Here is a 25,648-nt window from a genome sequence, read left to right as displayed (position 1 = left end):
GGGGCCGTGCCTGCCCCGGCCCACGGTCAGCCGCGCTCCCGCAGGTCCAGCGCCCACCCGGTGACCCGGGCACCCGGCCCGTCGACGATCAACTCGGCGGTGTCGTCCGGGCGCCGGTAGACGCGCTCGGTGACCATCGCCCGGTCCGCGACGAAGAGTTCGAGGAGGGAGCCGTCGACGAGTAGCCGGAAGGTGAGTTCCGGTGTCCTCGGCACGCGCACGGTGATCGGGGCGGAGCCCTCCCTGCCGGTTCGGGGCCAGGCGTCGCGGTCGAGGACGACGGTTCCCGAGGCGGGGTCCGCGCGGATGGTCAACTCCCGGCCCGACGCGGCCCGGAGAAGGCTCACCGTGGTCTGTTCGTGTGCGGTGACCGTCAGGTCGTACGCCTGTGGAAGCGGCACCCGGCCCGGCGCGGTGATGAACGGCTCGGCCGGGCGCAGTAGTTGGAGCTCCGGGGCCGGACTCACCCGCAGGGAGCCGTCGGGGTGGACGTCGACCTCCCGTGGCGCGGTCAGTACGCCCGCCCAGCCGGCCCGCAGTACTTCCTCCTCCGGGCGGGACTCCCACGACCAGCCCCACAGCAGTGCGCGGTCCGGCTCCTGGAGTACGGCGGGGGCGTAGAAGTCCCGGCCCTGGTCGAGTCGGCCGCCGGTGCGCGGCACCAACCTCAACTCGCCCTGGGCGTCGGGTTCCAGACGACCCGTCAAGTATCCGGTGGAGCAAGGGTCTCCGTCCCACAGGGACACCAGGAGTACGTGGTCGCCGCCTCCCGTCCGGTACAGGTGCGGGCACTCCCAGCCCACCGACTTGTCGCCGAACACGCCAGCCGCCACCGGGTCGTTGCCGTCCAGCAGCACGCCGGCGAACCGCCAGTCGGTCAGGTCGTCGCAGTCGTAGAGGAGGACCGACGGTGTGCCGTCGGCGTGCCCGGCGCCGACGAGGGCCCAACGCCGGTCCGCGTGGCGGAAGATGAACGGGTCGCGGAACATCACCACGTCCAGTCCCGGTGGTGGTCCTGTCACCACCGGTGTCGGCAGCGGCTTCCACTCGGTGAGCCGGTCGTCGTCCGGGTCCGCCGCCCGGGCGAGGCAGATGGTGCCGAGGCCGGTGTGGGTACCGTCAACTCCCGTGTATACGGCGGTCGGTGTGCCGGCGTCGTCGGTCACGCAGCCCGACCAGCAGCCGGCCTCGTCCGGGCCGCCGGGCGTCGGGGTGAGCGCGATCGGGTGGTGCTCCCAGTGCGCGAGGTCGGCGCTGGAGGCATGGCCCCAGTGGACGTTCGCGTGCACCGGTGCGTCGGGGTTGTGCTGGTAGAAGAGGTGGTAGCGGTCCCGCCAACGGAACGGCCCATTGGGGTCGTTGATCCAGTTGGCGGGCGGACGGACCCTGAAACGCGGTGCGTTGGGGTCATTGCTCAACGGTTGACTCCTGCAGAGGTGATGCCCTCGCGGAGAGGGCGCTGGCCGACGGCGAACACGGCGACGGCGGGGAGCATCGAGAGCACGACTCCGGCCAGGACCACCGAGATGGACCCCGTGCCGAGGTTGCCCTGGAGGGAGACCAGACCCAGCGGGAGCGTGTAGTTCTGGCTGGAGGTCTCCAGGATCAGCGGGCGGAAGAACTCGTTCCAGTGGTAGTTGAAGGCCAGTACGCCGACGATCGCCAGGCCGGGTGTGGCCAGCGGCGCGTACACCGAGCGGAAGATCCGCCAGGTCCCCGCGCCGTCCAGCATGGCCGCCTCGCCCAGGTCCTTCGGCATGCCGAGGAAGTACTGGCGCATCAGGAAGGTGCCGAAGGCGGTCGGGAAGGCCGGGATGATCAGGCCGAGGAGCGTGTCGGTCAGGCCCATCGTCTTCAGCACCAGGAACACCGGCACGATGGTGACCTGCAACGGCACCATCATGGTCGCCAGGACCAGGCCGAAGAGCGGCTTCTTGAAGCGGAACTCCAGGCGCGCGAAGGCGTATCCGGCCAGGCCCGCCGTGATCATCTGGCCGACGGCGACCAGGGCCGTCACCAGCGTGGAGTTCAGGGCGAGCAGCCACACGTCGATCTGCTGGAAGACCCCGTGGTAGGCCGCTGTCGTCGGGTGCGTCGGGATGATCTGCGGGGGCAGGTCGAACGACTCGGCCGGGGTGCGCAGCGAGGTGGCGACGGTCCAGATGACCGGGCCCAGCGTCAGCAGGGCGCACACCGTCAGGCCGGCGATCCGGGCCCAGGGGGCGAGTGAGTAACGGACGCGACTCAGGGTCGGGGTCGCTTTCAGGGGCGGGGTTGCTTGGCTCGTGGCGCTCATGCGGCTCACCGGCTCACTGGTAGTGGACGAAACGCCGGCTGAGCCGGAACTGGACGGCGGTGACCGCCATGATCATCACGAAGAGCAGCACGCCCACCGCGGATGCCTCGCCGAAGTCGAGCTGCTCGAAGGCCCTCTCGTAGATCACCATCACGACGGTGCGGGTGGAGTCGCCGGGGCCGCCGTCGGTGAGAACGTAGGGCTGTTCGAAGACCTGCAGGGCGTTGATGATGCCGACCACCGACGCGACGAGCAGCGTCGGCGACAGCAGCGGCAGCGTGATGCCGAGGTGCTTGCGCAGGCCGGTCGCGCCGTCGAGGGCGGCGGCCTCGTGGATCTCCTTGGGGATGTTGTTCAGACCGCCGATGAACAGCAGGAACGAGAAACCGAACTGCTGCCAGACGTAGACCAGGATCACCGTGGCCATCGCCGCGTGCTCCGAGGTCAGCCAGGGCACGGGCGCGATGCCGACCAGGCCGATCAGCCAGTTCACCACCCCGAAGTCCTGGTTGAACAGGTACTTCATCACCACCGAGATGGACGCGGCGGACAGCACCAGCGGGAAGAAGAACGCCGAACGGAACACCGATCGCAGCCACACCGGCATCCGACCGTTCAGCGTGATCGCCAGCGAGAGCGCGATCAGCAGTTGCAGCGCGACCGCGAGGACCATGAAGACGAGCGTGTTGCGGAAGGAGACCAGGACGGTCGAATCCGTGAACGTCGTACGGTAGTTGGCGCCGCCGGCGAAACGGGGCGGGTCGATCACGTTCCAGTGGAACAGGCTCAGTACGACGGACCCGATGATCGGCACGACCGTGAAGACGACGATGCCGACGACCGTGGGCGCCAGGAACAGCGCGGCCAGCAGCCGGGAGCCGCGGTCGCGGACGGACGGCCGTACGGCGGAGGCCGGTGGTGTGGCGGGCTGTGAACTCACCGCCGGGGCCTGGGAGTTCGGGACCTGAGTGTTCGTCATACCGCACGCTTCATGGCCTGCTCCAGGTCGCCCTGCATCCGGCGCAGCGCGGGACCCACCGCACGCGGCGAGGCCAGCGCGGTGCCGGTGTACTTGAGAAGGACGTCGGTCACCTCGGCGACCTGCGGCGGCGCGGGGATCGGGCCGGTGTCGGGGAACCGGTCGAGGGTGTCGTAGAAGACCTTCCAGTGCGCCGGGCCGCTCTCGGCGTAGCGGGCGGCGTTCAGCATCGAACGGCGGGCCGGGGTGGTCTGGTTGCTGCGGAACAGCCGGGTCATGGTGTCCTTGCGGGCCGCGTACTTGATGAACTCCCAGGCGGCTTCCTGCTTCTTGGAGGTGCGCAGCAGCGCGTAGCCCGCCGCGCCGAACTGGTGGCGCTGGGTGCGCCAGCGCGGGAAGTACTGCACGTCGTAGTCGGTGGCCCGCATGCCGGCCAGTTGTAGGCCGCCCGCCCAGAAGCCGCCCGCCGGTGTGACGCCGACGTGGCCGGTGGAGAACACGCCGACCAGGTTGTTGCCGTTGCCGCCCTCGGGCCGGGTGCACAGGTCCTCCTGGACGAGGGAGGCGAGATAGTCGTACGCCTCCTCGACCCGGCCTGCGGTGGCCTGCGGGGTCGTCCAGCGGAAGCCGCCGCCGCGCCCCTTCCGGTCGGCGGCCGAATAGAAGGTGTCCCACAGCCAGGAGCCGCCGGGCGCCTTCGACTCCTTGAGCAGGTTCGTGCCGTTCGCGAAGAGCCAGGGGACCACGCCGCCCCACAGGCGGTTGGTCCAGAAGTACGGCGTGAAGTGCGAGCCGCCGGAACGCATCAACTGCCGTAGCAGCGCGGTGAATTCGTCGCGGGTCCAGTCGGCCGCCGGGAACTCCGCGCCCGCCCGCTTCAGCACCTGCTTGTTGAGGTACATGTCGGCGGCGTTGAACTCCATGGGCAGTTGGTAGAGGTTGCCCTCGTACATCATCGACTCGACCAGCGAGGGGTGGACGTCGGCGAAGTACTCACGCAGTTCCGCCGCGTCCCGCCGCACCCAGCGGTCCAGGGACACGCCGAGCCGCTGGGCGAACAACTGCACGCCCTCGGTGGCCACATACACCAGGTCGGGGGCGGTGCCCGCGGCGATCTGGGTGAGGATCTTCGCGAAGAAGTCCGACCAGTCGACGGCCTGCACCGCGTTCACCCGCAGCGGGATGTCGGGGTGCAGCTCGTGGAAGCCCTTGGTGAGCGCGGCGACGGTGGCTGGGTCGAAGGCGGAGCCGAGGGTGGCGACGACGAGGGAGCCGTCGTCACGGCCGGGGATGTCGGCTCCCGTGAGCCGGTCCCAGCTCGCGGCGGTACCGGCCAGGGCGGCTGCCCCGGCCCCGTACGCGCCGTACCGCAACAGCGTGCGGCGGGGGAGGTGCGAGTCAGTCATCTAACGGGCCTAACTCGTGTTAGTTCAGGGGTGATGCCCCAGATGATGGGAACCGGGCAGTAGGCCTGTCAAGGGTCGGGAACGCTTGACCTTTAACGAGTTAGGTCTACAGTCCTCGTTCGCAGGAGCCGATTTTTCACGCCCTCTGCTCTACTCCGTGAGCCGCCACGAGAGGAACGATGTGCCATGCCCGGAACCTCGGGGATTTCCAGGAGATCACTGTTCGCGGGATCGGCGGCGGGCACCGCCGCCGCGCTGCTGTCCGCTGGAACGGCCACGGCTGCCCCAAAGCCCAAGCCCAAACCCAAGGTCGAGGGCGCCGCCAAGTCCGCGGCGACCGGGGCGAGTTACCGCGCCGCCTACCACTTCACGGTCCCCGACCAGTGGAAGAACGACCCGCAGCGGCCCGTCTGGATCGACGGCGAGTACCACTACTACTACCTCTACAACGCCGACTACTTCACCGGCGTCGTCGGCACCGCGTGGCGCCTGGCCACCACCAAGGACCTGGTCTCCTTCACCGACCGCGGGGTCGCCGTACCCAAGGACACCACGGTCAACGGCGACCTCTGGTCGGGCTCGGTGGTGGTCGACACCGGCAACACGGCCGGGTTCGGGGCGGGCGCGGTGGTCGTCATCGTCACGATGTCCCCCGGCGGCGGCACGAACGACCAGGAACAGTTCCTCTACTACTCGACCGACGGCGGTCTCACCTTCACCAACTACGGGACCGACCCGGTCCTGCCCAACCCCGGCGTCGCCGACTTCCGCGACCCCAAGGTGATCCGCGACGAGGACCGGGGCCGCTGGGTGATGGCCCTCGCCGAGAACGACAAGGTCGGTTTCTACCACTCCGACGACCTCAAGTCCTGGACGTACGCGGGCGGTTTCGTCCATGACGGCATCGGCGTCCTGGAGTGCCCCGACCTGTTCCGCGTCACCGCGGGCGACGGCACCGTGAAATGGGTGCTCGGCGTGAGCGCCAACGGGAAGAGCTCGGGGCTGCCCAACACGTACGCGTACTGGACGGGTTCCTTCGACGGGAGCGCGTTCACCGCCGACGCGAGTGACCCGCAGTGGCTCGACCACGGCTGGGACTGGTACGCCGGCGTCACCTTCGAGAAGCGGGACACGAGCGGCGCGGTGGACGTGACGGCCCGGTACGCGCTCGGCTGGGTGAACAACTGGGACTACGCCGACACCACCCCCACCATCGACTGCGACGGCTTCAACGGCACCGACTCCGTCGTCCGCGAGATCACGCTGGAGAAGGCGTCCGACGGCACGTACTTCCTCGCCTCCCAGCCCGTCGCCGACCTCGACGCGCATGTCTCCCGCCAGGTGAACCTGGGCGACGTGACCGTGGACGGCACGAAGGTGCTCGACTACACCGGTATCTCCTACGAGGTCACGACCGAGATCACCTGGTCCCAACTCACTGGCGCGGGCCTCCAGTTGAGGCGTTCACCCAGCGGCGGTCGGCACATCGACGCCGGTGTCTACTCCAACTACGCCTTCCTCAACCGACGCAACACGGTGAACGCCGACACGTCCGGCAAGTGGCAGGAGAGCCACACCCCGTTCGACCCGTCCGCCGGCACGGTCAAGCTGCGCATCCTGGTGGACCGCACGTCGGTGGAGATGTTCGTCGACGACGGCCGCTATGTGCACACCAGTCAGGTGTTCCCGTATCTGCTGGACACGGGGCTCGCGCTGTTCACGATCGGCGGCAGTGCGGTGTTCCGGAACACGGTGATACGGGAGTTCTCGATGTGAGGCGATAGGCGAATTACCGGTCCCCGAACCTTGCCCCGGCCGGACCTGGAGTGCGTCCTGAACTGGCGTGCGTCCTGAACTGGTTTGGGTGGCTTGCGAGTTGGTCGACATGGCCACCTGTCACCTTCCCTGTGCCGCAGATCGGACGCGGCACGGGTGCCGGATTCAGCGGGCCCCGGGGCGGGTTCGGGCGACCAGCCGGGTCTCGATGGTGCGCAGGGTCGCGATCACGGCGTCGATGTCGTCGGAGTCGGTCACGGCGTCCTCAAGAAGGCGACTCCAGAGCTCACGCAGACGTCGCAGGTTCTCCCGCGCCTTCTCGGTGGGATACAGGCGCACCCGTCGCGCATCGTGCGGATCGGTGTCGCGCCGTACCAGGCCCGCCTGCTCCAGGCCCCGTACCGCCCGGCTGAAGTTGCTGGAGATCATCTGGGTGGCTTCGGCGGCCTCGCGGGCCGTCGTGCCCGGATGGCGGTCGATGTAGCGCATCACCGCTCCCTGCAGCGGTGTTCCCGACTCGACCTCGCCCTCCTTCGACGCCCCGATGTGGCGACCCACCGCCAGGATCCGGTCGGCGAGTTCGAACAGCCTCGACGTCTGTTCCTCGTCCATGCGCCAGGACCTCCGTCGTCGCCACTCGATTGCTGTCAGTTGACAGCTACTTTAGTCCGTGCGTTAGTTTGCTGTCATCTGACAGGTATCGAGGAGCGAAGCCACCGGACGTGCCGCCCGACCGCCCGACCGCCCGACCGCCCGATCGAACCGGTCGAACCGATCGAAGGACGAAGACCATGACCCTCATCGCCATCGAAGAACACTGGATCGCCCCGGACCTCACGTCCGCCCTCAAAGCCCTGCCGCGACCGGACGAGAGCCTCGCCTTCAACGAGCTGGGTGACCACCGGCACCGCCTGGAGGACCTGGGCGAGGAGCGGATCGCCGCGATGGACGCCCAGGGCATCGACATCTCGATCCTCGCCCTGACCCCACCCGGAACCCAACCGCTCGACCCCGAACAGGCCCGACACCTGAGCCGCGCCGCGAACGACACGGTCATCGAGGCCGTCGGCCAGAACCCGACACGGTTCCGGGCGCTTTCGACCCTGCCCATGTCCTCCCCGGAGCACGTCGTCGAGGAACTCGTGCGCGCGAAGGGTCTGGGCCACGTCGGCACGATGGTCTACGGCCGCTCCGGCGACCGCTTCCTCGACGACCCGGCCTACGACGAGTTCTTCGCCGCCGCGGCGGAACTCGGCCAGCCGGTCTTCATCCACCCGCAGATCCCCTCGGACGCGGTGCGCGACGCCTCCTACCGAGGCCTCGGTGAGCTGACCGATCTCGGCCTGGCCACCTTTGGCTGGGGCTGGCACCTCGATACCGCGACCGCGGCACTCCGGCTCATCCTGCGCGGCACGTTCGACCGCCATCCCGACCTGCAGATCGTGCTCGGCCACTGGGGTGAGATGCTGCTGTTCTGGCTCGACCGGGCCGACAGCCTCTCCCGCCTCGCCGGCCTGCAACGGCCCGTCTCGGACTACATCCGGACCAACTTTCACATCACCGCCTCCGGCATGCTGAACCCCGCGCTGCTCCACCACGCCCTGTCCGTCACCACCATCGACCGGCTGATCTTCTCCACCGACTACCCGTTCCAACACCCGACCCAGGACGAGATCAACTCCTTCCTCGGCCACTTCACTTCCGACGAGGACCGACAGAAGTTCGCCTCCACCAACGCGGCAACGCTCTTCGGCCTCGCGCTCTAGACCTGTCTTTCAACCCCTGAGGCTGTCACTCCCTCAAGGACGAGGACCTCGACCCGCGCACCTCAGGCGAAGTCCGCCGCTGTGATGCCGCCAGGGTGTCCGGACGGCCACTCCACCAGCTCGATCCGGTAACCGTCCGGGTCGGTGAGCCACGACGTCTTCGGGCCGTCAGGGCCGCCCGGAAACTGGACGGGCTCCGGCGCCAGGCCGGCTTCGGTCAGTGCCTTCAGGGTGTCTGTCAGCGTGTCCACCTGGATCGCGAGGTGGTCGAAACCGTTGCCCACGTCGACGCGGCCGTCGGCCGGACGGTGGACCAGTTCGAGGGAGGCGGCCGGTTCGCCGGGGAAGCTGAGGATCACGAGGCGAGCTCCGCCGCCGATGTCGACCCTGCCCAACTCGACGTAGCCCAAGGCGGTGTAGAAACCGAGCGAGCGGTCCAGGTCGGTGACGCGGTAGGAGACGAAGAGCGTCTTCACGCGGCCTCCCCGGCCCCTGCTCGGCGCACCCGGTAGCGCAGGTGCGTGACGTCCCGGTCCTCAAGCCGTCGGACGAGGTCGAGTTCGATGTGATCACCACCGAGGTGGTCGAACAGCCGGCGGCCGTCGCCGAGGAGGACCGGCACCAGATGGATCTCCATCTCGTCCAACTGCCCGGCCCGGAGCAGCGCTTGGGCCGCCCCCGCCCCATGGACCATGACCGGCCGGTCGCCCGCGGCGGCGCGAGCCTGACGGGCGCAGTCCTCGACGTCGGTGACGAAACGCGCGTGGCCGGGCGGTACGTCCCCGTCGTCCACCTGGTGGGTGAGGACGAGAACCGGCACGCCGTCGTGGTGGTCGCCCTGCCAGCGCCCGGCGAGTTCGAAGGTCCGTCGGCCGGAGATCAGCGCGCCGGTCGCCAGTGCTTCGCGGTAGATCTGGCCGCTCGGGCCGTCGGACTTCCGGTCGTCGAGCCAGTTGAACAGGCGTCCGCCGTCGCGTCCGAGTTCCTGCCCCGGCCGATCGTCCGGCCCGGCGATGTAGCCGTCGAGCGACATCGACATGTAAAGCCGAATCGGGGTGTGCATCCTGGCCTCCTTCTCTTCGCCGTGACATCGGGACCCGCCGCATCCTTATTCGTCGGTGGGGCGGAGACGTCACAAGGAAGACTTCACGCAACCGGCAAACTCATCGGCCTGACGCGCCGACGACCCTGCCCTCGGGCAACCTCGTCGACAAGCGAGAAGCCCTCGGCACCGCTGCCGACCGCATTGACCACGCCGATCTCGCCGTCCATGCGCGTGCCTTTCCGGCCGCCGTTCGCGGCGCCAGCCCTCCAGACGGCCATCGACCGATCACCCGGCAGGGTGCGCCGCCCTCCGCGTCCAACTCCAGGCCGATCCACGGGTCTTGAGGAGTGCCGCACCGGCCCCTTCGTCACCTGTCGCCGCCGTAGGCCCCGGCCAACCCCTCCCGCAAGGCGATGGCCGCCGCCTCGGTCCGTGTCGTAGCGCTCAGTTTCGTCAGGATGTGGGAAACGTGCACGCCCGCCGTACTCGGCGAGATGTGCAGTCGGGCGGCGATCTGCCGGTTGCTCAGGCCGTCGGTGATCAACCGGAGCACCTCAAGCTCACGTTCGGTGAGGCCGTCCTGGGTGGGGCGCGGGCGCAGGACCTGGGTGATCTGGCGGGCGAGCGGAGCGGCGCTCAGGTCTTCGGCGAGCACAGCGGCCTCTCTGAGGCGGGCCGTGGCGCCGGGGCGGTCGCCCGCAGTCAGCAGGGTGCGCGCGCTGTGGAACAGGCACAGCGCCAGTTCGTACGGCTGCCGTAGCTCACGCCAGGAGGCCACCGCCTGATCCCAGCCGGCGTCCTCGATCAGCGCCCGGAGCATGGTCCGCCAGGCCCGGTCGAGCTTTCCGTCCACGCCGAACTCGGCGTCGAACGCGGCGAGTTGGGACTGCCGGGCCGCCACCCGCTGCCGTAGCTCCGTGTCGGCGCGTGCGGACAGCCGTGCCCGCTGCACCAGGGCGCCGGCTACCAGGACCGGTCGGGCGTCGCTGCTGTAGATCCGGGTGAGTGCGGGGTCGGTCAGTGCGCGGTCCAGGAGCAGGTCGGCGCGCTCGGGGTCACCCTGGGCCACGGCGAGCAGGCACAGCAGCTGATGGCGGGAGAACAGGCTTCCGGCGTCGGGGTGGTCCAGGGCTGCCGCCGCCTCGGCCGCCGTCGTCAAGTCGCCGCGCAGCAGCGACAGTTGGCCGACCAGGGCGCGCAGGCCTCGCCGTGACTGCGGTGGTGCGTCCGCTCGGAGGCTCTCCTCCAGTACGGCGGTTGCCTCGTCCCATCGCCCGGCGAGGATCAGGGCGCTTCCCGCGTAGCGGGCGAGTTCGGCTCCCCGGCTGCGGGCCAGGCCGTAGCGGCGGGCGAGGCGGATCCCGTCCCCGGTGACCTCGATGGTGCGCTGGTGGTCGCCCGCTCTGGTGTGCAGCATCGCCTCGTACATGGGCACGGTCATCAACAGGTCGTTGCTGTCGAGTCGTTCGGCGAGTGTGCGGGCCTCGGTCAGCATTCCGAGGTCGTTGGTCATGGAACCGACGCCCAGCAGTCCGCGGACGGTGACCATGGCGTCACCGGTGGCCCGGCCGATCGCGAGCGCCTCCTCGAACGACGGACGGGCCCGGTCCACATCAGGAAGAACACCCATCGCCAGTACGCCGAGCAGCCGACCCCGCTGGGAGCTGCCGGGCGGCAGCAGCTCAAGGGCGTGTTCCCAGTCGGAGCTGCCGGTGGTGTCCAGCCGGTGCCGCAGTCTGCCCCGGTGTTCGAGGAGCAGGGCGGCTCGCTCGGGCTCGCGTCGTTCGTCCACTACCGCCAGTCCGGCGGTCGCGTACTCGACGCCGCGGGCGTAGTCGCCGCTGAGCATGCAGGCCTCGGCGGCTTCCGTCAGCACGCCGATCCGGTCGGCGCCCAGCGGGACGTCCGGATCCCACAGGTCGAGGACCGTGCCGAGCAGACGGACCTGTTCGGCGTAGGCGTACGAGCTGCGTGCCTGTCCGGCGGCCCGGTAGGCGGCCGACAGGGCAAGGCCGCGGTCGCCGGCCGCGTGGGCGTGTGCGGCCAACTCCGCCGGGGCATCGCCCTCGCGCAGGGCCTCGGCGTAGCGGGCGTGCAGGCGCGCACGTTCGCCGGGCAGCAGGTCGTCGTAGACCGCGTCCCGGATCAGGGCGTGGCGAAACGCGTAGCCGTCGCCGGCCGTGACGAGCAGGCTGCGGTCGACGAGCTCGCGCAGCAGGGCGTCGAACTCGGGCCCGTCCTGCCCGGCCACCTCGGCCAGCAGGCGGTGGCCGACCCGTCCGCCCGCCACGGAGGCGAGGCTCAGCAGCTCGCGAGCCGGGGTCCGCAGCGACCGCGGGCCGTCCAGCAGCAGATCGCGTACGTCGTCCGGGGTCCGTTCACCGGCGCGGGCGAGCGCTTCGACGAACAGCGGGTTGCCGTCGCTGCGTTGATGGACGCGGCCCACCGTGACCGGGTCCGGTTCGGTGCCGAGGATCGCGGCCAACTGGCGGCCCACGTCCCGTTCGTCGAGGTGGCCGAGGCGCAGTCGGGTCGTGCCCGGCCGACGGGCGAGCTCCGACAGCAGAGGTCCGACTTCGGGCGGCCGGTGGGTGATGACGAGGAGCACCCCGGGCCGGGTCAGGTTCCTGGCCAGGAAGCCGAGCAGTTCGCAGGTGGCCGTGTCCGCCCAGTGCAGGTCCTCGATCGTGACGACGAGCGGCTGGACGGCGGCCACCCGTTCGACCAGCGTCAGCACCTCCTCGTACAGCCGGTGCCTGCCGCCTTCGAAGTCGTCGCCCGGCGCGCCGAGTTCGGGGAACCAGCGGGCCAGCCGGGGGTAGGGGCCGGGCGTCACGCCCTCGACCCGGATCAGGGAGCGCAGGACGGTGACGAACGGCGCGTACGGCACGGAGTCACGCCCCAGCCCCGCACACACTCCGCCGACCACCCGCACCCCCGGGTCCAGCGACCGCGCGAACTCCGCGAGCAGCCGTGACTTGCCGATCCCGGCCTCCCCGGCGATCAGTGCCACACCCGGCCCCTGCTCGACGGCCGTGTCCAGAGCCGCCGTCAGCCTCGCCAACTCCTCGCTCCGGCCGACCAACACCGGACTGACCACGCGCTGCGCCACCACGCCGCCAGCATATAAACAGGGAGATCGCCCGATGTGCCGCAGCTGTTTATCCGGCCACGCTCGACGCATGACGACGATCTACCCGTTGCGCACGATCGGCGCCCACGAACTCGACGCGTGGGCTCACATGGTCACCACGACCTACGGCCAGGACTGGCAGGAGGGCGGCCTGCGGAACGCCGCCTCCTCACTCGAACCGGACCGCACGATCGCCGCCCACGACGGCCACGAAATCGTCGGTGGGGCGTCGATCTACGGCCGTGTCATGACGGTCCCCGGCGGGACCGTGCCCGTCGCCGGCATCACACTCGTCGCGGTCCTGCCCACCCACCGCCGACGCGGCATCCTCACCGCGATGATGCGCGAACAGCTCACCGACCTCCACGACACGGGCGGCGAACCGATCGCCGCGCTCAACGCCGCCGAAGCCACGATCTACGGCCGCTTCGGGTACGGCATCGCCGGCCACGTCGCCGAGATCCGGGCCGACAAGAGGTCCCTGGCCCTGCGCCCCGGCACGGACCTCGGCGACGGGATGGTCCGCCTGCTCGACCGCGAGGAGGCCCGGCCACTCCTGGAGAAGGTCTACGAATCCGTGCGCGGCACCGCCGTCGGATGGGTCGACCGCACGGAGAAGTTCTGGGAGGCCCGGCTCGCCGACGGCGAACGCGCCCGCGACGGAGGCACGGCACTGCGCTTCGCCGTCCATCTGGAGCCCGGCGGAACGGCCACCGGCTATGCCGTCTACCGCTCCCGGCAGGGTTCGGTACAGGTCATCGAGGTCGCGGCCACCACCCGGCCGTCGTACGCCGCCCTGTGGCGCTTCCTCATCGACCTCGACGCGCACGACGGCCTCGTCTACGACGGTGCCGTGGACGAACCGCTGAAGCATCTGCTGGTCGATCCGCGCGCCGCCCGCACCACGGTGACCGACAACCTCTGGGTCCGCCTGGTGGACATCGACCGGGCGCTGACGGCACGCCGTTACTCCACCCCGCTGGACCTGGTCCTGGAGGTCCAGGACACGTTCTGCCCCTGGAACGCCGGACGCCACCACCTGTCGGCCGACGGCGACTCCGTCACGTGTGAACTCACGCGGGCCCGGGCCGACTTGAGGGTGACCTCCACGGAACTGGGCGCGGCCTATCTGGGCGGCACCACCCTGTCGTCGCTGGCCGCGGCGGGACGCGTGGAGGAACTGCGGCCGGGGGCGGTCACCGCCGCCTCCCTCGCCTTCCGCGGCGAGCGCGCGCCGTTCCACCCCTCGGGCTGGGCCTTTCCCGCCTTCTGATTCCCGCCTTCTGATTCCCGCCTTCTGATTCCTGCTTTCTGAATTGGTGTCCGGCCGAGGTCACCACGCCACGACCAGTCCACGTAGCCCGTACCCGAAGGAGAACCGCATGGACACGCACCGGCTCGGCAGCACCGAGGTCGCTGTCACCCAACTGGGCTTCGGCGGCGGCCCGTTGGGCGGGCTGTTCGAACCGCTGGACGATGCCACCGCAGCCCAAGCCCTCGACACCGCCTGGGAGTTGGGCATCCGCTACTTCGACACCTCACCGCACTACGGCATCGGCCACTCGGAACGCCGTATCGGAGAGCTGCTGCGCGGCAAGCCCCGGGGTGAGTTCACGCTGTCCACCAAAGTCGGGCGGCTGCTCGTGCCGCAGGACCCGCAGGGGCGGATGGACGAGTCCTTCGCCGTCCCGGCCACCCACCGCCGGGTATGGGACTTCACCCGCGACGGCATCCGCCGCAGCGTCGAGGACTCCCTCATCCGACTCGGCCTCGACCGCATCGACATCCTCTATCTGCACGACGCCGAGCGGCACTTCGAGGAGGCATTGCGGCACGGCTACCCCGCGCTCGCCGAACTCCGCGCCGAGGGCGTGGTCGGGGCGATCGGCGCGGGCATGTACCACCCCGGCCAACTCGCCCGCCTGGTACGGGAGTCCGACCCCGACGTGGTGATGCTCTCCGGCCGCCACACCCTGCTGGACCACAGCGCCCTGGACGAGTTGCTGCCGGCCTGCACCGAGCACGGGGTGTCGGTGGTGGCCGCCTCCGTCTTCAACTCCGGCCTCCTGGCCACCGATCGGCCCGTTACGGGCGCTCGGTACGACTATGGCGAAGCCGGCCCCGAGCTGGTGGAGCGGGTCCACCGGATCGCCGACGTCTGCGAGGCACACGGCGTGACGGTCCCGCAGGCCGCGATGGCCTTCCCGTTGCTCCATCCCGCTGTCGCCTGCATCGCGGTCGGCATGCGCACGGAACAGGAGGTACGGCGCAACATCGCCGCGTTCGCCGCACCTGTTCCGCCGGAGTTCTGGACCGACCTGCGGGGCGAGGGGCTGTTGGACGAACGTGCGGTGCTGCCTGCGGCAGGGTGACTCGCCCCAGGGCACAGGCCTTCCCATCTGTCCCGGCGCCGTTCGTAGCCTGCCCTTGTCAGGGGCAGGCTGTCCGGCGACCCGTTGGCGGATACTCGGGGCATGAACAAGAAGCCGCGGTTGGGGGAGTTCCTCAGGACACGCCGAGCTCAGTTGCAGCCGGCGGATGTGGGGCTCCCGGATTTCGGGGAGCGCCGTCGGGTGCCCGGTCTGCGCCGCGACGAACTGGCCCAGCTCGCCGGGGTGGGCCTGTCCTACTACACGCGGCTGGAACAGGGCAGTTCGCTCAACGCGTCCCCCGAGGTCCTGGAGGCGCTGGCCCGTGCCCTCGGTCTCGACGAGGTCGAGCGCGCCCATCTGCACGACTTGGCCGGCGCACCACGCCGTACCACCACCCGGCGCAGGCCCGCGCCGGAGCGGATCGGCGACGCGACACGGCAGTTGGTCGACGCGCTCGGCGACACACCCGCGATCGTCCTCGGCCGCCGAAGTGACGTACTGGCCTGGAACCGCACCGGACACGCCCTGTTCGCCGGGCACTTGGACCCGCTGATCCCCGAACAGCCCGATCTGCGCCCGAACATGGCACGGCTGGTGTTCCTGGACACGCACACCCGGGACCTGTTCGTGGACTGGCCGAAGAAGGCCAGGAACGTCGTCGGCAAACTCCGGCTCGCCGCCGGCCGGCACCCCGACGATCCCCGACTGGCCTCGCTCATCGGCGAACTGACCATGAAGAGCCCGGAGTTCGCCACGATGTGGGCCGAGCACGGGGTCAGGAAATGGGCTCTCGCGGAGTACCGCATGCACCACCCGGTCGTCGGCCGCATGGAACTCAACCTGCAATCCCTGAACGTCCCCCAGGAAGAGGGCCAACGCATCGTGGTGGCCACGGCGGGCTCCGACACCGCGTCCGCCGCCGCGCTCTCCCTTCTGGCCCGACTCGACACCCTGACCGTGCCGAGCACCGACCCCGCCGGCGGCGCCGAAGCCACCGAAGTCACCAAAACTGCGGAACGCAGGCCCACGGTCACCAACAGCCCTCGCTGAAACCGACTTTGAGAGCATCCTGACCGGCGACCGGCGACCGGGCCTCTGGCAGGCGCCCCGCGACCGGTGGACGCTGCGCGCGCCCACGCGCGTCCCGCCACCGTGCTCAAGCGGCCCAACTCACGCCGCATGCCTCCCTGTTACTGACCTCACCGCACCTACCGCCAGGCCGCGCCATGTCCGCGCGCGCCGGAACGGACGAGAACACCATGAGCAAGAAGCTTTCAGGAGCAGCCCTGACGGTCGCGGCCGTCGTGATCGGAACCTTCGGTCTCGCCTCGGTGCCCGCCGCCGCGACCCCATCCGGTGGGGCGGCAGCCCAAGTCGCCCACGTCGCTGCGCACTTCGACCTGGCCAAGGGGCAGACGCCGGAGAACGGCGCGCTGGAACCCGACGGCAGTCTCGACGTGACGTTCTCGGTGGCCCGGCAGGTCGCCCGGGTCGGTACCGACGGCAGGACGCACATCCTGGCCACCATGCCGCTGCCCGCCGACGGCGGGGTCAACACGCCCGTCCTGCACTTCGCGCCCACCATGGGCATCGTCCGGACCGACGACGGAACCCTCTACTTCCTTTACGCGACCGGCACTTCGGACCTGACCGGAGTCTGGCGGCTGAAGCCGCACGGCACCCCGGAACGCATCGCCGCCCTGCCCGCCGCCGGCCTGCCCAACGGCATGGCCCTGGACCGGCGCACCGGCAGGCTCTACATCGCCGACTCCGTACGGGGCGCCATCTGGACCGTCCCCGTCACCGGCGGAACCCCAACGGCGTGGCTCAACGCCCCCGAACTCGCCTACTCCGCCATCGCCGGTGCCAACGGCGTGAAGGTCCACAACGGCGCGCTGTGGGTGTCCAACACGGACGACGGCACCATCCTCCGCATCCCCTTCATACCAGGTGGCCGCCCGGGTCAACTCCAGGTCAGGGCAACCGGGTTGACCACCGTCGACGACTTCACGTTCACCGGCGCCGGGGACGAGATACTCGCCGCGCTCAACCACACCAACACCGTCGTGCGTATCCGCCCCGACGGGCACCAGACCACCGTCCTGACCGCGGCGGACGGCCTGCAGAACCCCACGGCGATCGAAGTGCGCGGCAACAGCGTCTACGTGCTCAACGCCGCCTACGTCACGGCCGAAGACCCCAATGTCCTGGTCGCCGGACTGCGTGAACTCCGCTGAAGCTCCGGCGAGTTGAGACTTGAGATCTGAGAGAGGACACCCTGTGGATTCCTTCGGCCTCGGTGACGTCGACGTGATGCGGGTGGTGGAGTTCGAGACCCACACCCGCCCGCCGGCGACCATGTTCACGGACATCGGCCCGGAGGTGTGGGACGACAACCGCTCCTGGCTCGCCCCCGACCACTGGGACCCGGACGCGGGGCTCCTGATGACCCGGATGCAGACGTTCGTCCTGCGCAGCGGCGGCGCGACGATCCTCGTGGACACCGGCGTCGGCAACGACAAGTCCCGCCCGGCCACACCGGCGTTCGACCATCGCGACACCGACTTCCTGGCCCGGCTGGCCGCTGCCGGAGTCCGTCCGGAGAACGTCGACCTGGTGGTCAACACCCACCTGCACGCCGACCACGTCGGTTGGAACACCCGTCTGGTGGACGGGAATTGGGTACCGACGTTCCCCAACGCCCGCTACCTGATCCCGCGCGCCGACCACGACTTCTGGCACCCGGACAGCGCCCGACGCACCCGTCCCGCCCGGACGGCGGCGGCCAACGCGAACGTCTTCGACGACAGCGTGGCACCGGTCCTAGCGTCCGGCCGGGCCGTGCTGTGGGAGGACGCCTACGACATCGACGGCGCCCTGCGTCTGGAGTACGCACCGGGACACACCCCGGGCTCCTCGGTGCTCACGCTGCGGTCGGGCGGCGAGTCGGCGGTGTTCGTCGGCGATGTGCTGCACAACCCGGTGCAGTTCATCGAGCCGGACGCCAACAGCTGCTTCTGCGAGGACCCGCTCGCCGCGCGCGTGACACGGCGACGCGTGCTGGAACAGGCCGCCGACCAGGGCGCGTTGGTCTTCCCCGCGCATCTGCGGGGCGGTTCGGGGGCCCGGGTGCGGAGGACCGGTTCGGTGTACGCGATCCAGTCGTGGGCGCCGTTCGAGGAGCGGGTGTGAGCGGCGCGCCGGTCGTCCGCACGACCGGCGGACTGGTCAGGGGCACTCTCCACGCCGGTGTCCGCACCTTCGCGTCGATCCCCTACGCCGCCCCGATGACCGGTCCCGCCCGGTTCGCCGCGCCAGCCCCGGCCGCACGGTGGGACGGCGTACGGGACGCGACCGTGCCCGGCGGAACCGCGCCCGCCCGGGCCCGTTCCGGCTTCGGCGGCCTGGACCTGTCCCCGGTCCTCGGCACCGGCTGGATCCCGGACTCCGGCTACCTCACCGTGACGGTCACCGGCCCCGCCGACCCCTCTGGCGGGCTGCCGGTGCTGGTCTTCGTGCACGGCGGAGGCCTCATCTCGGGCTCGGGTCAGGCGCCGCTCTACGACGGTTCGTCCTTCGCCCGCGACGGCGTCGTCACCGTCACCCTCAACTACCGTCTGGGGGTCGCCGGTTGGCTCGACATTCCGGGAGCGCCGGCCAACCGCGGACTGCTCGACGTCGTCGCCGCGCTCCGCTGGGTGGCCGAGAACGCGGCGGCCTTCGGCGGCGACCCGGGCAAGGTGACCGTCGCGGGACAGTCCGCCGGGGCGATGATCGTCGCCGCACTGCTCGCCAACCCCCACGCTCGACGCGAACGCCTCTTCAGCCGGGCGATCAGCCAGAGCGGCAGCGGTACGGCGGCGATCAGCGCGGAACAGGCCGCGCTGACCACCCGGGCGGTGGCCGAGGCACTGAACGTCCGGGCAACTCCCGCCGATCTGGGCGCCGTTGACGACCGGCGGCTGACGGAGGCACTCGGCGCGATCGGCCCGGTCGTCGTCATACCGGACGGTCCGCTCGACACGTCACTCGGCGAGAGCCCGGCGAAGTGCGTCATCGACGGCCGCTCCCTGGACCGACAGCCCGCCGACGCGGTGTACGGCGGTCACGGCGCAGACGTGGACCTGCTCATCGGCACCAACCGAGAGGAGGCCAACCTCTACACCGTGCCCTCGGGCGCCCCCATGACCGAGACCCAGCTCCTCGCCCTCGCCGAACGGCGCCTGACCAACCCCCGGGAACGGCTCACCGCGTACCGTTCCCACGAACCGGTCGCCCAGCCGAGCGAGTTGGCGAGCCGACTCATCACGGACACCTTCACCCAGGGCAGCCGACTCCTCGCCGACGCCCACGCCCGTCACCGGCAAGCCCGCACCTTCGCCTACGAGTTCGCCTGGCGTTCACCCGCCTTCGGCGGCACCCTCGGCGCCTGCCACTGCGTGGAACTGCCGTTCGTCTTCCACCGCACCGACCTGCCCACCCTGTACGGCGACACCGCCCTGCTCGGCCCGCACCGCCCCCCGGCCGACCTGGCGGACCGCACACACGCGGCGTGGACCGCGTTCATCCGGGACGGTGACCCGGGCTGGCCCCGGTACGACCTCGCTGATCGCGCGACCGCTGTCATCGACGAAGTGTGGAGCATGACCAGCGCGTCCTGAGCCTGTCCTGGCGCCGGGTGGCCGTCGGCTTCGCGGGGTCAGCAGACCAGGGACCGGCTCAGTGGGCCCGAGCGCAGGTGGCGGCCCCGGGGTTCGGTGTCCGTCAGACGGCCGGACTCCACGACGGGACGGCCGCCCACCACGACGGTCTCGGGCCAGCCGGTCACGGACATGCCCTCGTACGGCGTGTAGTCCGTGGCCATGTGCAGGGCGGTGCTGTGGACGGTGCGGGTGGCCGTGGGGTTCCAGATCGCCAGGTCCGCGTCCGAACCGGGTGCGATGACTCCCTTGCGAGGGTAGAGGCCGTTGAGCCGGGCCGGGTTGGCACACGTCAACTCGACGAAGCGGCCCACCGGCAGGCCGCCCTTGACCACCAGCTCGCTGAAGATCACCGGCATGCGTGTCTCAACTCCCGGCAGGCCGTTGGGCATTGACCGCACGTCGTGGCTCACCGACTCCTTCTGGGCCGTGTCGTAGCAGCAGTGGTCGCTGCCGATCGTCGCCACCTGGCCCATGAGCAGCCGTGAGCGCAGTCCGGCGACCGTGCCGGCGTCCCGCAACGGCGGGCAGCACACGAAGCGTTCGGGGTGCGGGCCCGCGTACGCGGTGTCGTCCAGGACCAGGTGGTGGGCGACCGTCTCCGTGAACGCGCGCACTCCCCGGCCACGCGCGCGGGCCACCAGGTCGACCGCCTCGGGTGTCGACTGGTGGACGAAGTACACCGGGGCCGACACCGACTCCGCGATGGCGAGGATCTCGGCGACCGACGCGTTCTCGGCCAACTCCGGCCGCGTACCGGCGTGATGGGACGCGCTGATCGACCCGGCCGCCTCGCCGCGCTCCTGCGTGTCCGCGATGATGTGGTCGGCCTCGCAGTGGATGACCACCATGCCGCCGAGATTGCGCAGCGTCGTCATCACGTTCAGGATGGTCTTCTCGTCGGCCATGGTCTCGCCGCGGTAGGTGGTGAACATCTTCACCGTGACGATGCCGTCGGAGGCCATCGATCGCAGCTGTTCCGGCACGGTGTCGTCCCACTCGACCACACACCCGTGCAGCGCGCTGTCGCACAACCCCTGGGCCGCTTTCGCGCGTTGGGCGGCGGCGACGTCGGCCGGGTTCTCGCCGGGGCGTGGGATGGCGAAGTCCACGATGGTGGTCGTACCGCCGAAGACGGCCGCCGTGGTCGCCTGACGGTAGTCGTCGAGGGAGGTGAAGTCCCCCGAGGTGAAGCCGACATGGCAGTGCGGGTCGACGCCGCCGGGCAGCACGAGGCGGCCGGAGGCGTCCAACTCGACGGTGCCGGGGGACTGTTGGGCGCGGTATGCGCCCGGCTCCACCACCCCGAGCACCTTGCCGCCGCCCACCAGGACGTCCGCGGCGCCCTGCCAGTCGGCGTTGACCACTGTGCCGCCCCGGACGACGAGGTCGACGGGCTGGATCGATGAGGGGTGGGACACGGCAGACCTCCAGCGAGTGAGCGAGTAGGTGTCAGAGCGAGGCGAGGTAGGCGTGCCAGCCGCCGTGGGTGGTGATGTCGACGACGCCGGGGGCCGTCAGCGCGGAGGCGCGCATCCGCATCGAGAAGGAACCCGAGCCGTCCGCCAGCGCGATCACACCGAGTTCGAGTTCCTCGGGCTCCTTGGGTAGCAGTTGCTCGCGCAGCACCTCGTAACTGACTTCGTACACCTCGCCGTTGATCGCCGCGCCGCCCTCCGTGAGGGGGTGCAGGCCGGGGAACTCGTCGCGTACGGAGAAGAACTGGTACGTGGGTGCCGTGCGGGCGGGGCCGAGGAGGCGGGCGTCGCTCAGCGCGTGGTTGAGGGTGCCGCCGGACATGGCCTGGCCGTTGACGAACATTCTCAGGGTCATGGGGGAGTGCCTTTCAGGGTGATACGGGAGTGGTGGCGTCGTCGTGCAGCAGGCGGCCGGGGCCCAGGTCGTCGACCGGGTCGGCCGGGGGCTCGCCGGCGATCTGGCGGGCCAGCGTGTCGCCCCACACCGGGGCGAGGGTGAAGGCGTAGGTGCCGCCCGCGACGAAGAACCCGGGGTGGCCCGGGACTTCACCGATCACCGGCATCTCGTCCGGGGTCGCGGCCAGCGGTCCGGCCCACATGCGCAGCAGCCGCAGGTCGCCGAGGAACGGCAGGATGCGCCCGGCCTGCGCGAGGTTGCCGGCCATGCTGGGCACGCTGACGGTGCTGCGGCCCTCCATGTCGAGCTTCGCCGCGGGCCAGCCGCCGCCGATCAGCAGGTTGCCCGCGCTGACCTGCTTGACCGACATGCCCTCGCCGATGTGCTGGACCAGATGGTGCATGACCGGCGGGACCCGCACGGTCACATGCATCTGGATCGCGACCGGGGACATCCGGATCCCCACCCCGGCGAGTGCGGAGATCCCGGTGATCCACGGCCCGGCCACGTTGACGACCACCGGTGCGGTCCAACTCCGGTCTCCCGAAAGCACCTTGTAGTCGTCGCCGACCCGCTGGATGCCGGTCACAGGAGTGAAGGCATGCAGTTCGGCACCGAGACGGCGGGCCGCGGCCAGATAGGCGGGGGTGATCAGGAGCGGGTTGGCGTAACCGTCCAGCGGACACCAACTGGCCGCGCGTACCCGGTCGGAGAGCAACGGCAGTTCCTTGCGCGCCTCGTCACCGGTGAGCACCTCGGTGGGGATGCCGGCCTCCCGCTCCCACTCGTGCTTCTCCCTCAACTCCTCTTCCTGGAGCGCTGTTTCGGCGACCATGAAGCCGCCGCCACGCCGCAACTCCACGTCCGCGCCGAGCCGTTCCTCGATCTGCGCCCAGTGGTCCGACGCCCGGCGTTGCAACGGCAGCAGACGGGCACTGTCGACCGGGACCTCCTGGCCCGGGCGGCGGGTGTGGATCGCCTGGATGTGGAGGTTGCCCGCGGTGGTCCCGGAGCCCTCGCGGTTGGGCGCGCCGCGCTCCAACACCACGACCCGGTAACCGCGTTCGGCGAGATGGAAGGCCGCACTGGCGCCGAGGATGCCGGCGCCGATGACGATGACGTCGGGCCGGGTCACGGGACCTCCTGCCCTTCGACCGTCGCGGCCATCGGCAGCGGCCGTATCGGCATACGGGCCGCGAAGCACTCCAGCCCGCCCTCGCTCCGTCCGGTCAACGCTGCGACGATGTGGCCGCATTCGCGGCCCTGGCAGGGGCCCATGCCGGCGCGGGTGGCGGCCTTGGTGCCGTGCAGGTCGTTCCAGCCGGTCGCGGCGGCCTGCCGGATCTCGCCCGCGCTGACGCCCTCGCAGCGGCAGATCTGGGTGGCGTCGGGGAGGTCGGTCGTGTCCGGCAACGGGTAGAGGCGGTCGGCCAGTTCGGCGAAACGGTCCAGAGAGCGGGCCCGGCGGCGGAGACCGGACAGCCGCACGGGCGCGCGTTCGGGTGCCAGGCGGCGCAGGATCGCGTGGGCGGCGAGCTGCCCCCGTACTCCCGCCGCGTGCACGCCCGCGATACCGGCACAGTCCCCGGCGACGTACAGGCCGTCCACCGAGGTCGCGCCGTCCGGGTCCACGACCGGGAGTTGCTCCGTGCCGGTCGGGTCCGGCTCGGTAAGGCAGCCCAGGAGTCGGGGGAGTTCGGTGCTGGGGCGGAAGCCGAAGCCCACGCACAGTGCGTCGGTCTCCAACCGCCGTACGCTGCCGTCCTCTTGGCCGATGTCCACCGCGGTGACCCGGGTGTCGCCGTGTGCGGCCAGCACACGGGCGCCCTGTTCGACGCGGACGCCGTGCCGGGCCAGGGTGAGCAGATAGCGGGCCGCCTCCGCGAGCCGGGCGGGCTGCCGCAGCGCCCCGCCGATCGAGGAAACCCCGGGCCGGTAGGGGTGGTTGAGCTCGACCAGTGCCTCGATCCGGGCGCCCACCTCCAGCAGCGCGCACGCGACCGGCAGCAGGAACGGCCCGGTTCCGGCCAGCACGACCCGTTGGCCCACGGGAACCCGGTCCATGGTGGCCAGGTGCAGGGCGAACCCCGGGGTGACCACACCCGGTAGCGTCCAGCCCGGGAAGGGGAGAGTGCGTTCGTAGGCGCCGGTGGCGGCGAGTGTGGCCCGGGTGCTGACGCGGCCGAGGGCGCCCGTGCGGACGTCGGAGGTGAAGAGGGTGCGGCCCGCGTCCTCGGCGCCCCAGACCAGGGTGCCGGTGCGGACGTCGACCCCGGAGTCCCGTACCTGGCCGATCAGTTCGGTGCCGCGCGGGCGGAAGTCGCCGAAGGCGGCGGTGAGTTGCTCGGCCCGGCGCTTGTAGTACTGCCCGCCCAGGGTGTCGGACTCGTCGAGCAGGACGACGCTCAGACCGCCCCTGGCCAGGACCAGCGACGCGTGCAGTCCCGCCGGTCCGCCCCCGATGACCGCGACATCCGCCTCCGACTCCGCCATGACGTCAGCCATGGGCGGCCGTCGGCAGGGGCTCGGTGTGGGTGCGGATGTCCATGCCGTCGGTGACGTGCGCGGTGCAACTCCGGGTGCCGGGGCGGCCGTTGATGGTCACCTCGCACTCCAGGCAGACGCCCATCCCGCAGAAGGGGCCGCGCAACTGGCCGTTGACCGGGTTGCGGCGCAGCGGCCAGATGCCGGCCGCGACCAGGACGGCGGTCACGGACTGGCCCGCCCAGGCCTGGCCGGGGGTGCCGTCGATGGTCAAAGTGACCGTCTCCGGCCGGGAGTTGGTGCTCATGGCTGTGCTCACAGGGATCGAGAGGGGTGGGGGGTTCACAGGACGCGGTCCAGGAACTGGCGGGTGCGTTCGTGTTCCGGCGCGGAGAAGAAGAGGTCCGGGGACTTGTCCTCCACCACCAGGCCGTCGGCGATGAACGCCACCCGGTCGGCCGCCGCCCGGGCGAAGCCCATCTCGTGGCTGACGACGATCATGGTCATCCCCTCCTCGCGGAGCCGGACCATGACGTCGAGGACCTCGCCGACCATCTCCGGGTCGAGCGCGGAGGTGGGCTCGTCGAAGAGCAGCAACTCCGGGCGCATCGCCAGGGCACGGGCGATGGCCACCCGCTGCTGCTGGCCGCCGGAGAGCTGGGACGGGTAGGAGCCGGTCTTGTCGGCGAGTCCCACCATGGCCAGCAACTCGCCCGCAGCGCCGCGTGCTTCGGACTTGGAGACACCGTTCACATGCACCGGACCGGACGCCACGTTGTCCAGCGCGGTCATGTTCGGGAACAGGTTGAACTGCTGGAACACCATCCCGGTACGCCGCCGTTGGACGGCGATGCGGCTTTCCCGCAGGGCGCCTTTCTCGCCGTAGCCGATCCGTTCGCCGCAGATGGTGACGGTGCCCGAGTCGGGGGTCTCCAGGTGGTTGAGGGTGCGCAGGAAGGTGCTCTTGCCGCCGCCCGAAGGGCCCAGGACGAGGACGACCTCGCCCTGCCGGACGGTCAGGTCGATGCCTTTGAGGACCTCGACTCCGCCGTAGGACTTGCGTACTTGGCGCGCTTCGACGACCGTCTCGGTGTTCATCGGGTCTCCAATTCGAGGACCGCGCTTTTTATGCGGCGGCTGCTGCTCGGCCTGTTTTCGTGACCGCGGCCCACCCGGATCTCCAGCCACCGCTGGACCAGTCCCCACAGGGTGGTCATCGCCAGGTAGTACAGGGCGGCCGCCGTAAGGCCTTCCAGGACACGGAAGTTGGTCTGGACGGCGAACTGGGTGCGGCGCAGCAGTTCTTCGACGGAGATCACCGAGACGAGCGTGGTCGTCTTGAGCAGACCGTTGAAGCTGTTGCCGAGCGGCGGGACCATCACCCGCAGCGCCTGCGGCATGACCACCACCCGGAACACCTTCCAGGGTGGCATGCCCAGCGCGCGGGCGGCCTCGGACTGGCCGCGCGGGACCGACATCACCCCGGCGCGGACGATCTCCGAGAGGTACGCCGCCTCGTTGAGGACCAGACCGGTCAGGGCCGCGCTGATCACGCCGAGGCGCAGGCCCAGTTGGGGCAACCCCGTGTAGATGATGACCAGTTGGACCAGGAGAGGGGTGCCGCGCATCAGCCACACGTAGAAGCCGGTGACCGCCCGGACCGGTGCGATGCGCGACGCCCGGCCGAGCGCCACGAGTACGGCGAGCGGCAGGGCGAGCGCCATGCTGACCGTGGTCAGCCAGATCGTCGTCCAAGCTCCCTGAATGAGCTGGGGGTTGGTGAGGAAGGAGAAGAAGGCATCCCAGGACCACATGG

General features: G+C 70.5%; 24 protein-coding genes. 8 read left to right on the top strand and 16 right to left on the bottom strand.

Annotation, left to right across the window (positions count from 1 at the left end; genetic code table 11):
* Positions 1–26: 26 nt before the first annotated feature.
* Genes ACIBK4_RS14375 through ACIBK4_RS14360 form a run of 4 tightly spaced genes read right to left on the bottom strand, consistent with a single transcriptional unit; the run spans position 27 to position 4,681 of the window.
* Positions 27–1,418 carry a glycoside hydrolase family 32 protein gene (locus ACIBK4_RS14375; protein ID WP_398994947.1) on the bottom strand — a complete coding sequence of 464 codons (1,392 nt, stop codon included), beginning with the start codon at positions 1,416–1,418 and terminating at the stop codon, positions 27–29.
* The gene (locus tag ACIBK4_RS14370) at positions 1,415–2,296 is read right to left on the bottom strand and encodes a carbohydrate ABC transporter permease (protein ID WP_398994946.1); all 882 of its coding nucleotides are present in this window, start codon (positions 2,294–2,296) and stop codon (positions 1,415–1,417) included. The genes ACIBK4_RS14375 and ACIBK4_RS14370 overlap by 4 nt, the downstream gene beginning before the upstream one ends.
* A gap of 13 nt (positions 2,297–2,309) precedes the next feature.
* Positions 2,310–3,275 (bottom strand): carbohydrate ABC transporter permease, encoded by a 966-nt coding sequence (locus ACIBK4_RS14365; RefSeq protein WP_398994945.1) that lies wholly within the window; start codon positions 3,273–3,275, stop codon positions 2,310–2,312.
* Positions 3,272–4,681 (bottom strand): extracellular solute-binding protein, encoded by a 1,410-nt coding sequence (locus ACIBK4_RS14360; RefSeq protein WP_398994944.1) that lies wholly within the window; start codon positions 4,679–4,681, stop codon positions 3,272–3,274. Before ACIBK4_RS14360 ends, ACIBK4_RS14365 begins: the two co-directional genes overlap by 4 nt.
* A 186-nt stretch (positions 4,682–4,867) precedes the next feature.
* On the opposite strand from ACIBK4_RS14360, the gene ACIBK4_RS14355 reads away from it, so the two are divergent.
* Positions 4,868–6,457, top strand: coding sequence for a glycoside hydrolase family 32 protein (locus ACIBK4_RS14355; protein ID WP_398994943.1), 1,590 nt, complete (start codon positions 4,868–4,870; stop codon positions 6,455–6,457).
* 165 nt (positions 6,458–6,622) lie between these two features.
* Here the strand turns inward: ACIBK4_RS14355 and ACIBK4_RS14350 are convergent, their stop codons facing one another.
* Positions 6,623–7,069 carry a MarR family winged helix-turn-helix transcriptional regulator gene (locus ACIBK4_RS14350; protein WP_398994942.1) on the bottom strand — a complete coding sequence of 149 codons (447 nt, stop codon included), beginning with the start codon at positions 7,067–7,069 and terminating at the stop codon, positions 6,623–6,625.
* Between the two features lie 179 nt (positions 7,070–7,248).
* On the opposite strand from ACIBK4_RS14350, the gene ACIBK4_RS14345 reads away from it, so the two are divergent.
* Positions 7,249–8,223 (top strand): amidohydrolase family protein, encoded by a 975-nt coding sequence (locus tag ACIBK4_RS14345; protein ID WP_398994941.1) that lies wholly within the window; start codon positions 7,249–7,251, stop codon positions 8,221–8,223.
* A 62-nt stretch (positions 8,224–8,285) separates the two neighbouring features.
* Here ACIBK4_RS14345 and ACIBK4_RS14340 read toward each other — a convergent pair whose 3' ends face one another.
* The 4 genes from ACIBK4_RS14340 to ACIBK4_RS14325 all read right to left on the bottom strand — a co-directional run bounded on the left by ACIBK4_RS14340 (position 8,286) and on the right by ACIBK4_RS14325 (position 12,383).
* Positions 8,286–8,699 carry a VOC family protein gene (locus ACIBK4_RS14340; protein WP_398994940.1) on the bottom strand — a complete coding sequence of 138 codons (414 nt, stop codon included), beginning with the start codon at positions 8,697–8,699 and terminating at the stop codon, positions 8,286–8,288.
* Complete coding sequence (locus tag ACIBK4_RS14335; RefSeq protein ID WP_398994939.1) at positions 8,696–9,286, bottom strand: dihydrofolate reductase family protein; 591 nt, start codon at positions 9,284–9,286, stop codon at positions 8,696–8,698. The genes ACIBK4_RS14340 and ACIBK4_RS14335 overlap by 4 nt, the downstream gene beginning before the upstream one ends.
* An 83-nt stretch (positions 9,287–9,369) precedes the next feature.
* A complete protein-coding gene (locus tag ACIBK4_RS14330) occupies positions 9,370–9,495 on the bottom strand; it encodes a hypothetical protein (RefSeq protein ID WP_398994938.1) in 126 nt (41 codons plus the stop codon).
* A 140-nt stretch (positions 9,496–9,635) separates the two neighbouring features.
* Entirely contained in the window at positions 9,636–12,383 is a 2,748-nt protein-coding gene (locus ACIBK4_RS14325) for a helix-turn-helix transcriptional regulator (protein WP_398994937.1), read from the bottom strand.
* A gap of 67 nt (positions 12,384–12,450) precedes the next feature.
* On the opposite strand from ACIBK4_RS14325, the gene ACIBK4_RS14320 reads away from it, so the two are divergent.
* From ACIBK4_RS14320 to ACIBK4_RS14295, 6 genes are all read left to right on the top strand, one after another.
* Complete coding sequence (locus ACIBK4_RS14320) at positions 12,451–13,674, top strand: GNAT family N-acetyltransferase (RefSeq protein ID WP_398994936.1); 1,224 nt, start codon at positions 12,451–12,453, stop codon at positions 13,672–13,674.
* Positions 13,675–13,783: 109 nt separating this feature from the next.
* Entirely contained in the window at positions 13,784–14,773 is a 990-nt protein-coding gene (locus ACIBK4_RS14315) for an aldo/keto reductase (protein ID WP_398994935.1), read from the top strand.
* Between the two features lie 102 nt (positions 14,774–14,875).
* The gene (locus tag ACIBK4_RS14310; protein WP_398994934.1) at positions 14,876–15,823 is read left to right on the top strand and encodes a helix-turn-helix transcriptional regulator; all 948 of its coding nucleotides are present in this window, start codon (positions 14,876–14,878) and stop codon (positions 15,821–15,823) included.
* Between the two features lie 209 nt (positions 15,824–16,032).
* Positions 16,033–17,010 carry a hypothetical protein gene (locus ACIBK4_RS14305; RefSeq protein WP_398994933.1) on the top strand — a complete coding sequence of 326 codons (978 nt, stop codon included), beginning with the start codon at positions 16,033–16,035 and terminating at the stop codon, positions 17,008–17,010.
* Positions 17,011–17,053: 43 nt separating this feature from the next.
* Entirely contained in the window at positions 17,054–17,965 is a 912-nt protein-coding gene (locus tag ACIBK4_RS14300; RefSeq protein WP_398994932.1) for an MBL fold metallo-hydrolase, read from the top strand.
* Entirely contained in the window at positions 17,962–19,434 is a 1,473-nt protein-coding gene (locus ACIBK4_RS14295) for a carboxylesterase/lipase family protein (RefSeq protein WP_398994931.1), read from the top strand. Before ACIBK4_RS14300 ends, ACIBK4_RS14295 begins: the two co-directional genes overlap by 4 nt.
* Before the next feature lie 38 nt (positions 19,435–19,472).
* On the opposite strand, the gene hydA is transcribed toward ACIBK4_RS14295, so the two are convergent.
* The 7 genes from hydA to ACIBK4_RS14260 are packed head-to-tail and all read right to left on the bottom strand — an operon-like array spanning position 19,473 to position 25,646.
* Positions 19,473–20,894, bottom strand: coding sequence for a dihydropyrimidinase (hydA, locus tag ACIBK4_RS14290; RefSeq protein WP_398994930.1), 1,422 nt, complete (start codon positions 20,892–20,894; stop codon positions 19,473–19,475).
* Between the two features lie 31 nt (positions 20,895–20,925).
* Positions 20,926–21,306 carry a gamma-glutamylcyclotransferase gene (locus ACIBK4_RS14285; RefSeq protein WP_398994929.1) on the bottom strand — a complete coding sequence of 127 codons (381 nt, stop codon included), beginning with the start codon at positions 21,304–21,306 and terminating at the stop codon, positions 20,926–20,928.
* Positions 21,307–21,319: 13 nt separating this feature from the next.
* Positions 21,320–22,483 carry an NAD(P)/FAD-dependent oxidoreductase gene (locus ACIBK4_RS14280; protein ID WP_398994928.1) on the bottom strand — a complete coding sequence of 388 codons (1,164 nt, stop codon included), beginning with the start codon at positions 22,481–22,483 and terminating at the stop codon, positions 21,320–21,322.
* Positions 22,480–23,841 (bottom strand): FAD-dependent oxidoreductase, encoded by a 1,362-nt coding sequence (locus ACIBK4_RS14275; RefSeq protein WP_398994927.1) that lies wholly within the window; start codon positions 23,839–23,841, stop codon positions 22,480–22,482. Before ACIBK4_RS14275 ends, ACIBK4_RS14280 begins: the two co-directional genes overlap by 4 nt.
* A gap of 4 nt (positions 23,842–23,845) precedes the next feature.
* The gene (locus ACIBK4_RS14270; RefSeq protein ID WP_398994926.1) at positions 23,846–24,139 is read right to left on the bottom strand and encodes a (2Fe-2S)-binding protein; all 294 of its coding nucleotides are present in this window, start codon (positions 24,137–24,139) and stop codon (positions 23,846–23,848) included.
* A 35-nt stretch (positions 24,140–24,174) separates the two neighbouring features.
* On the bottom strand, positions 24,175–24,930 hold the full coding sequence (locus ACIBK4_RS14265) for an amino acid ABC transporter ATP-binding protein (protein ID WP_398994925.1): 756 nt from the start codon (positions 24,928–24,930) through the stop codon (positions 24,175–24,177).
* A complete protein-coding gene (locus ACIBK4_RS14260; RefSeq protein ID WP_398994924.1) occupies positions 24,927–25,646 on the bottom strand; it encodes an amino acid ABC transporter permease in 720 nt (239 codons plus the stop codon). Before ACIBK4_RS14260 ends, ACIBK4_RS14265 begins: the two co-directional genes overlap by 4 nt.
* Positions 25,647–25,648: the final 2 nt, after the last annotated feature.

Origin of the sequence: Streptomyces sp. NPDC050528, from assembly GCF_044457795.1 — a bacterium.
GTDB lineage: Bacteria > Actinomycetota > Actinomycetes > Streptomycetales > Streptomycetaceae > Streptomyces.
This window is presented reverse-complemented; position numbering and strand designations above follow the sequence as displayed.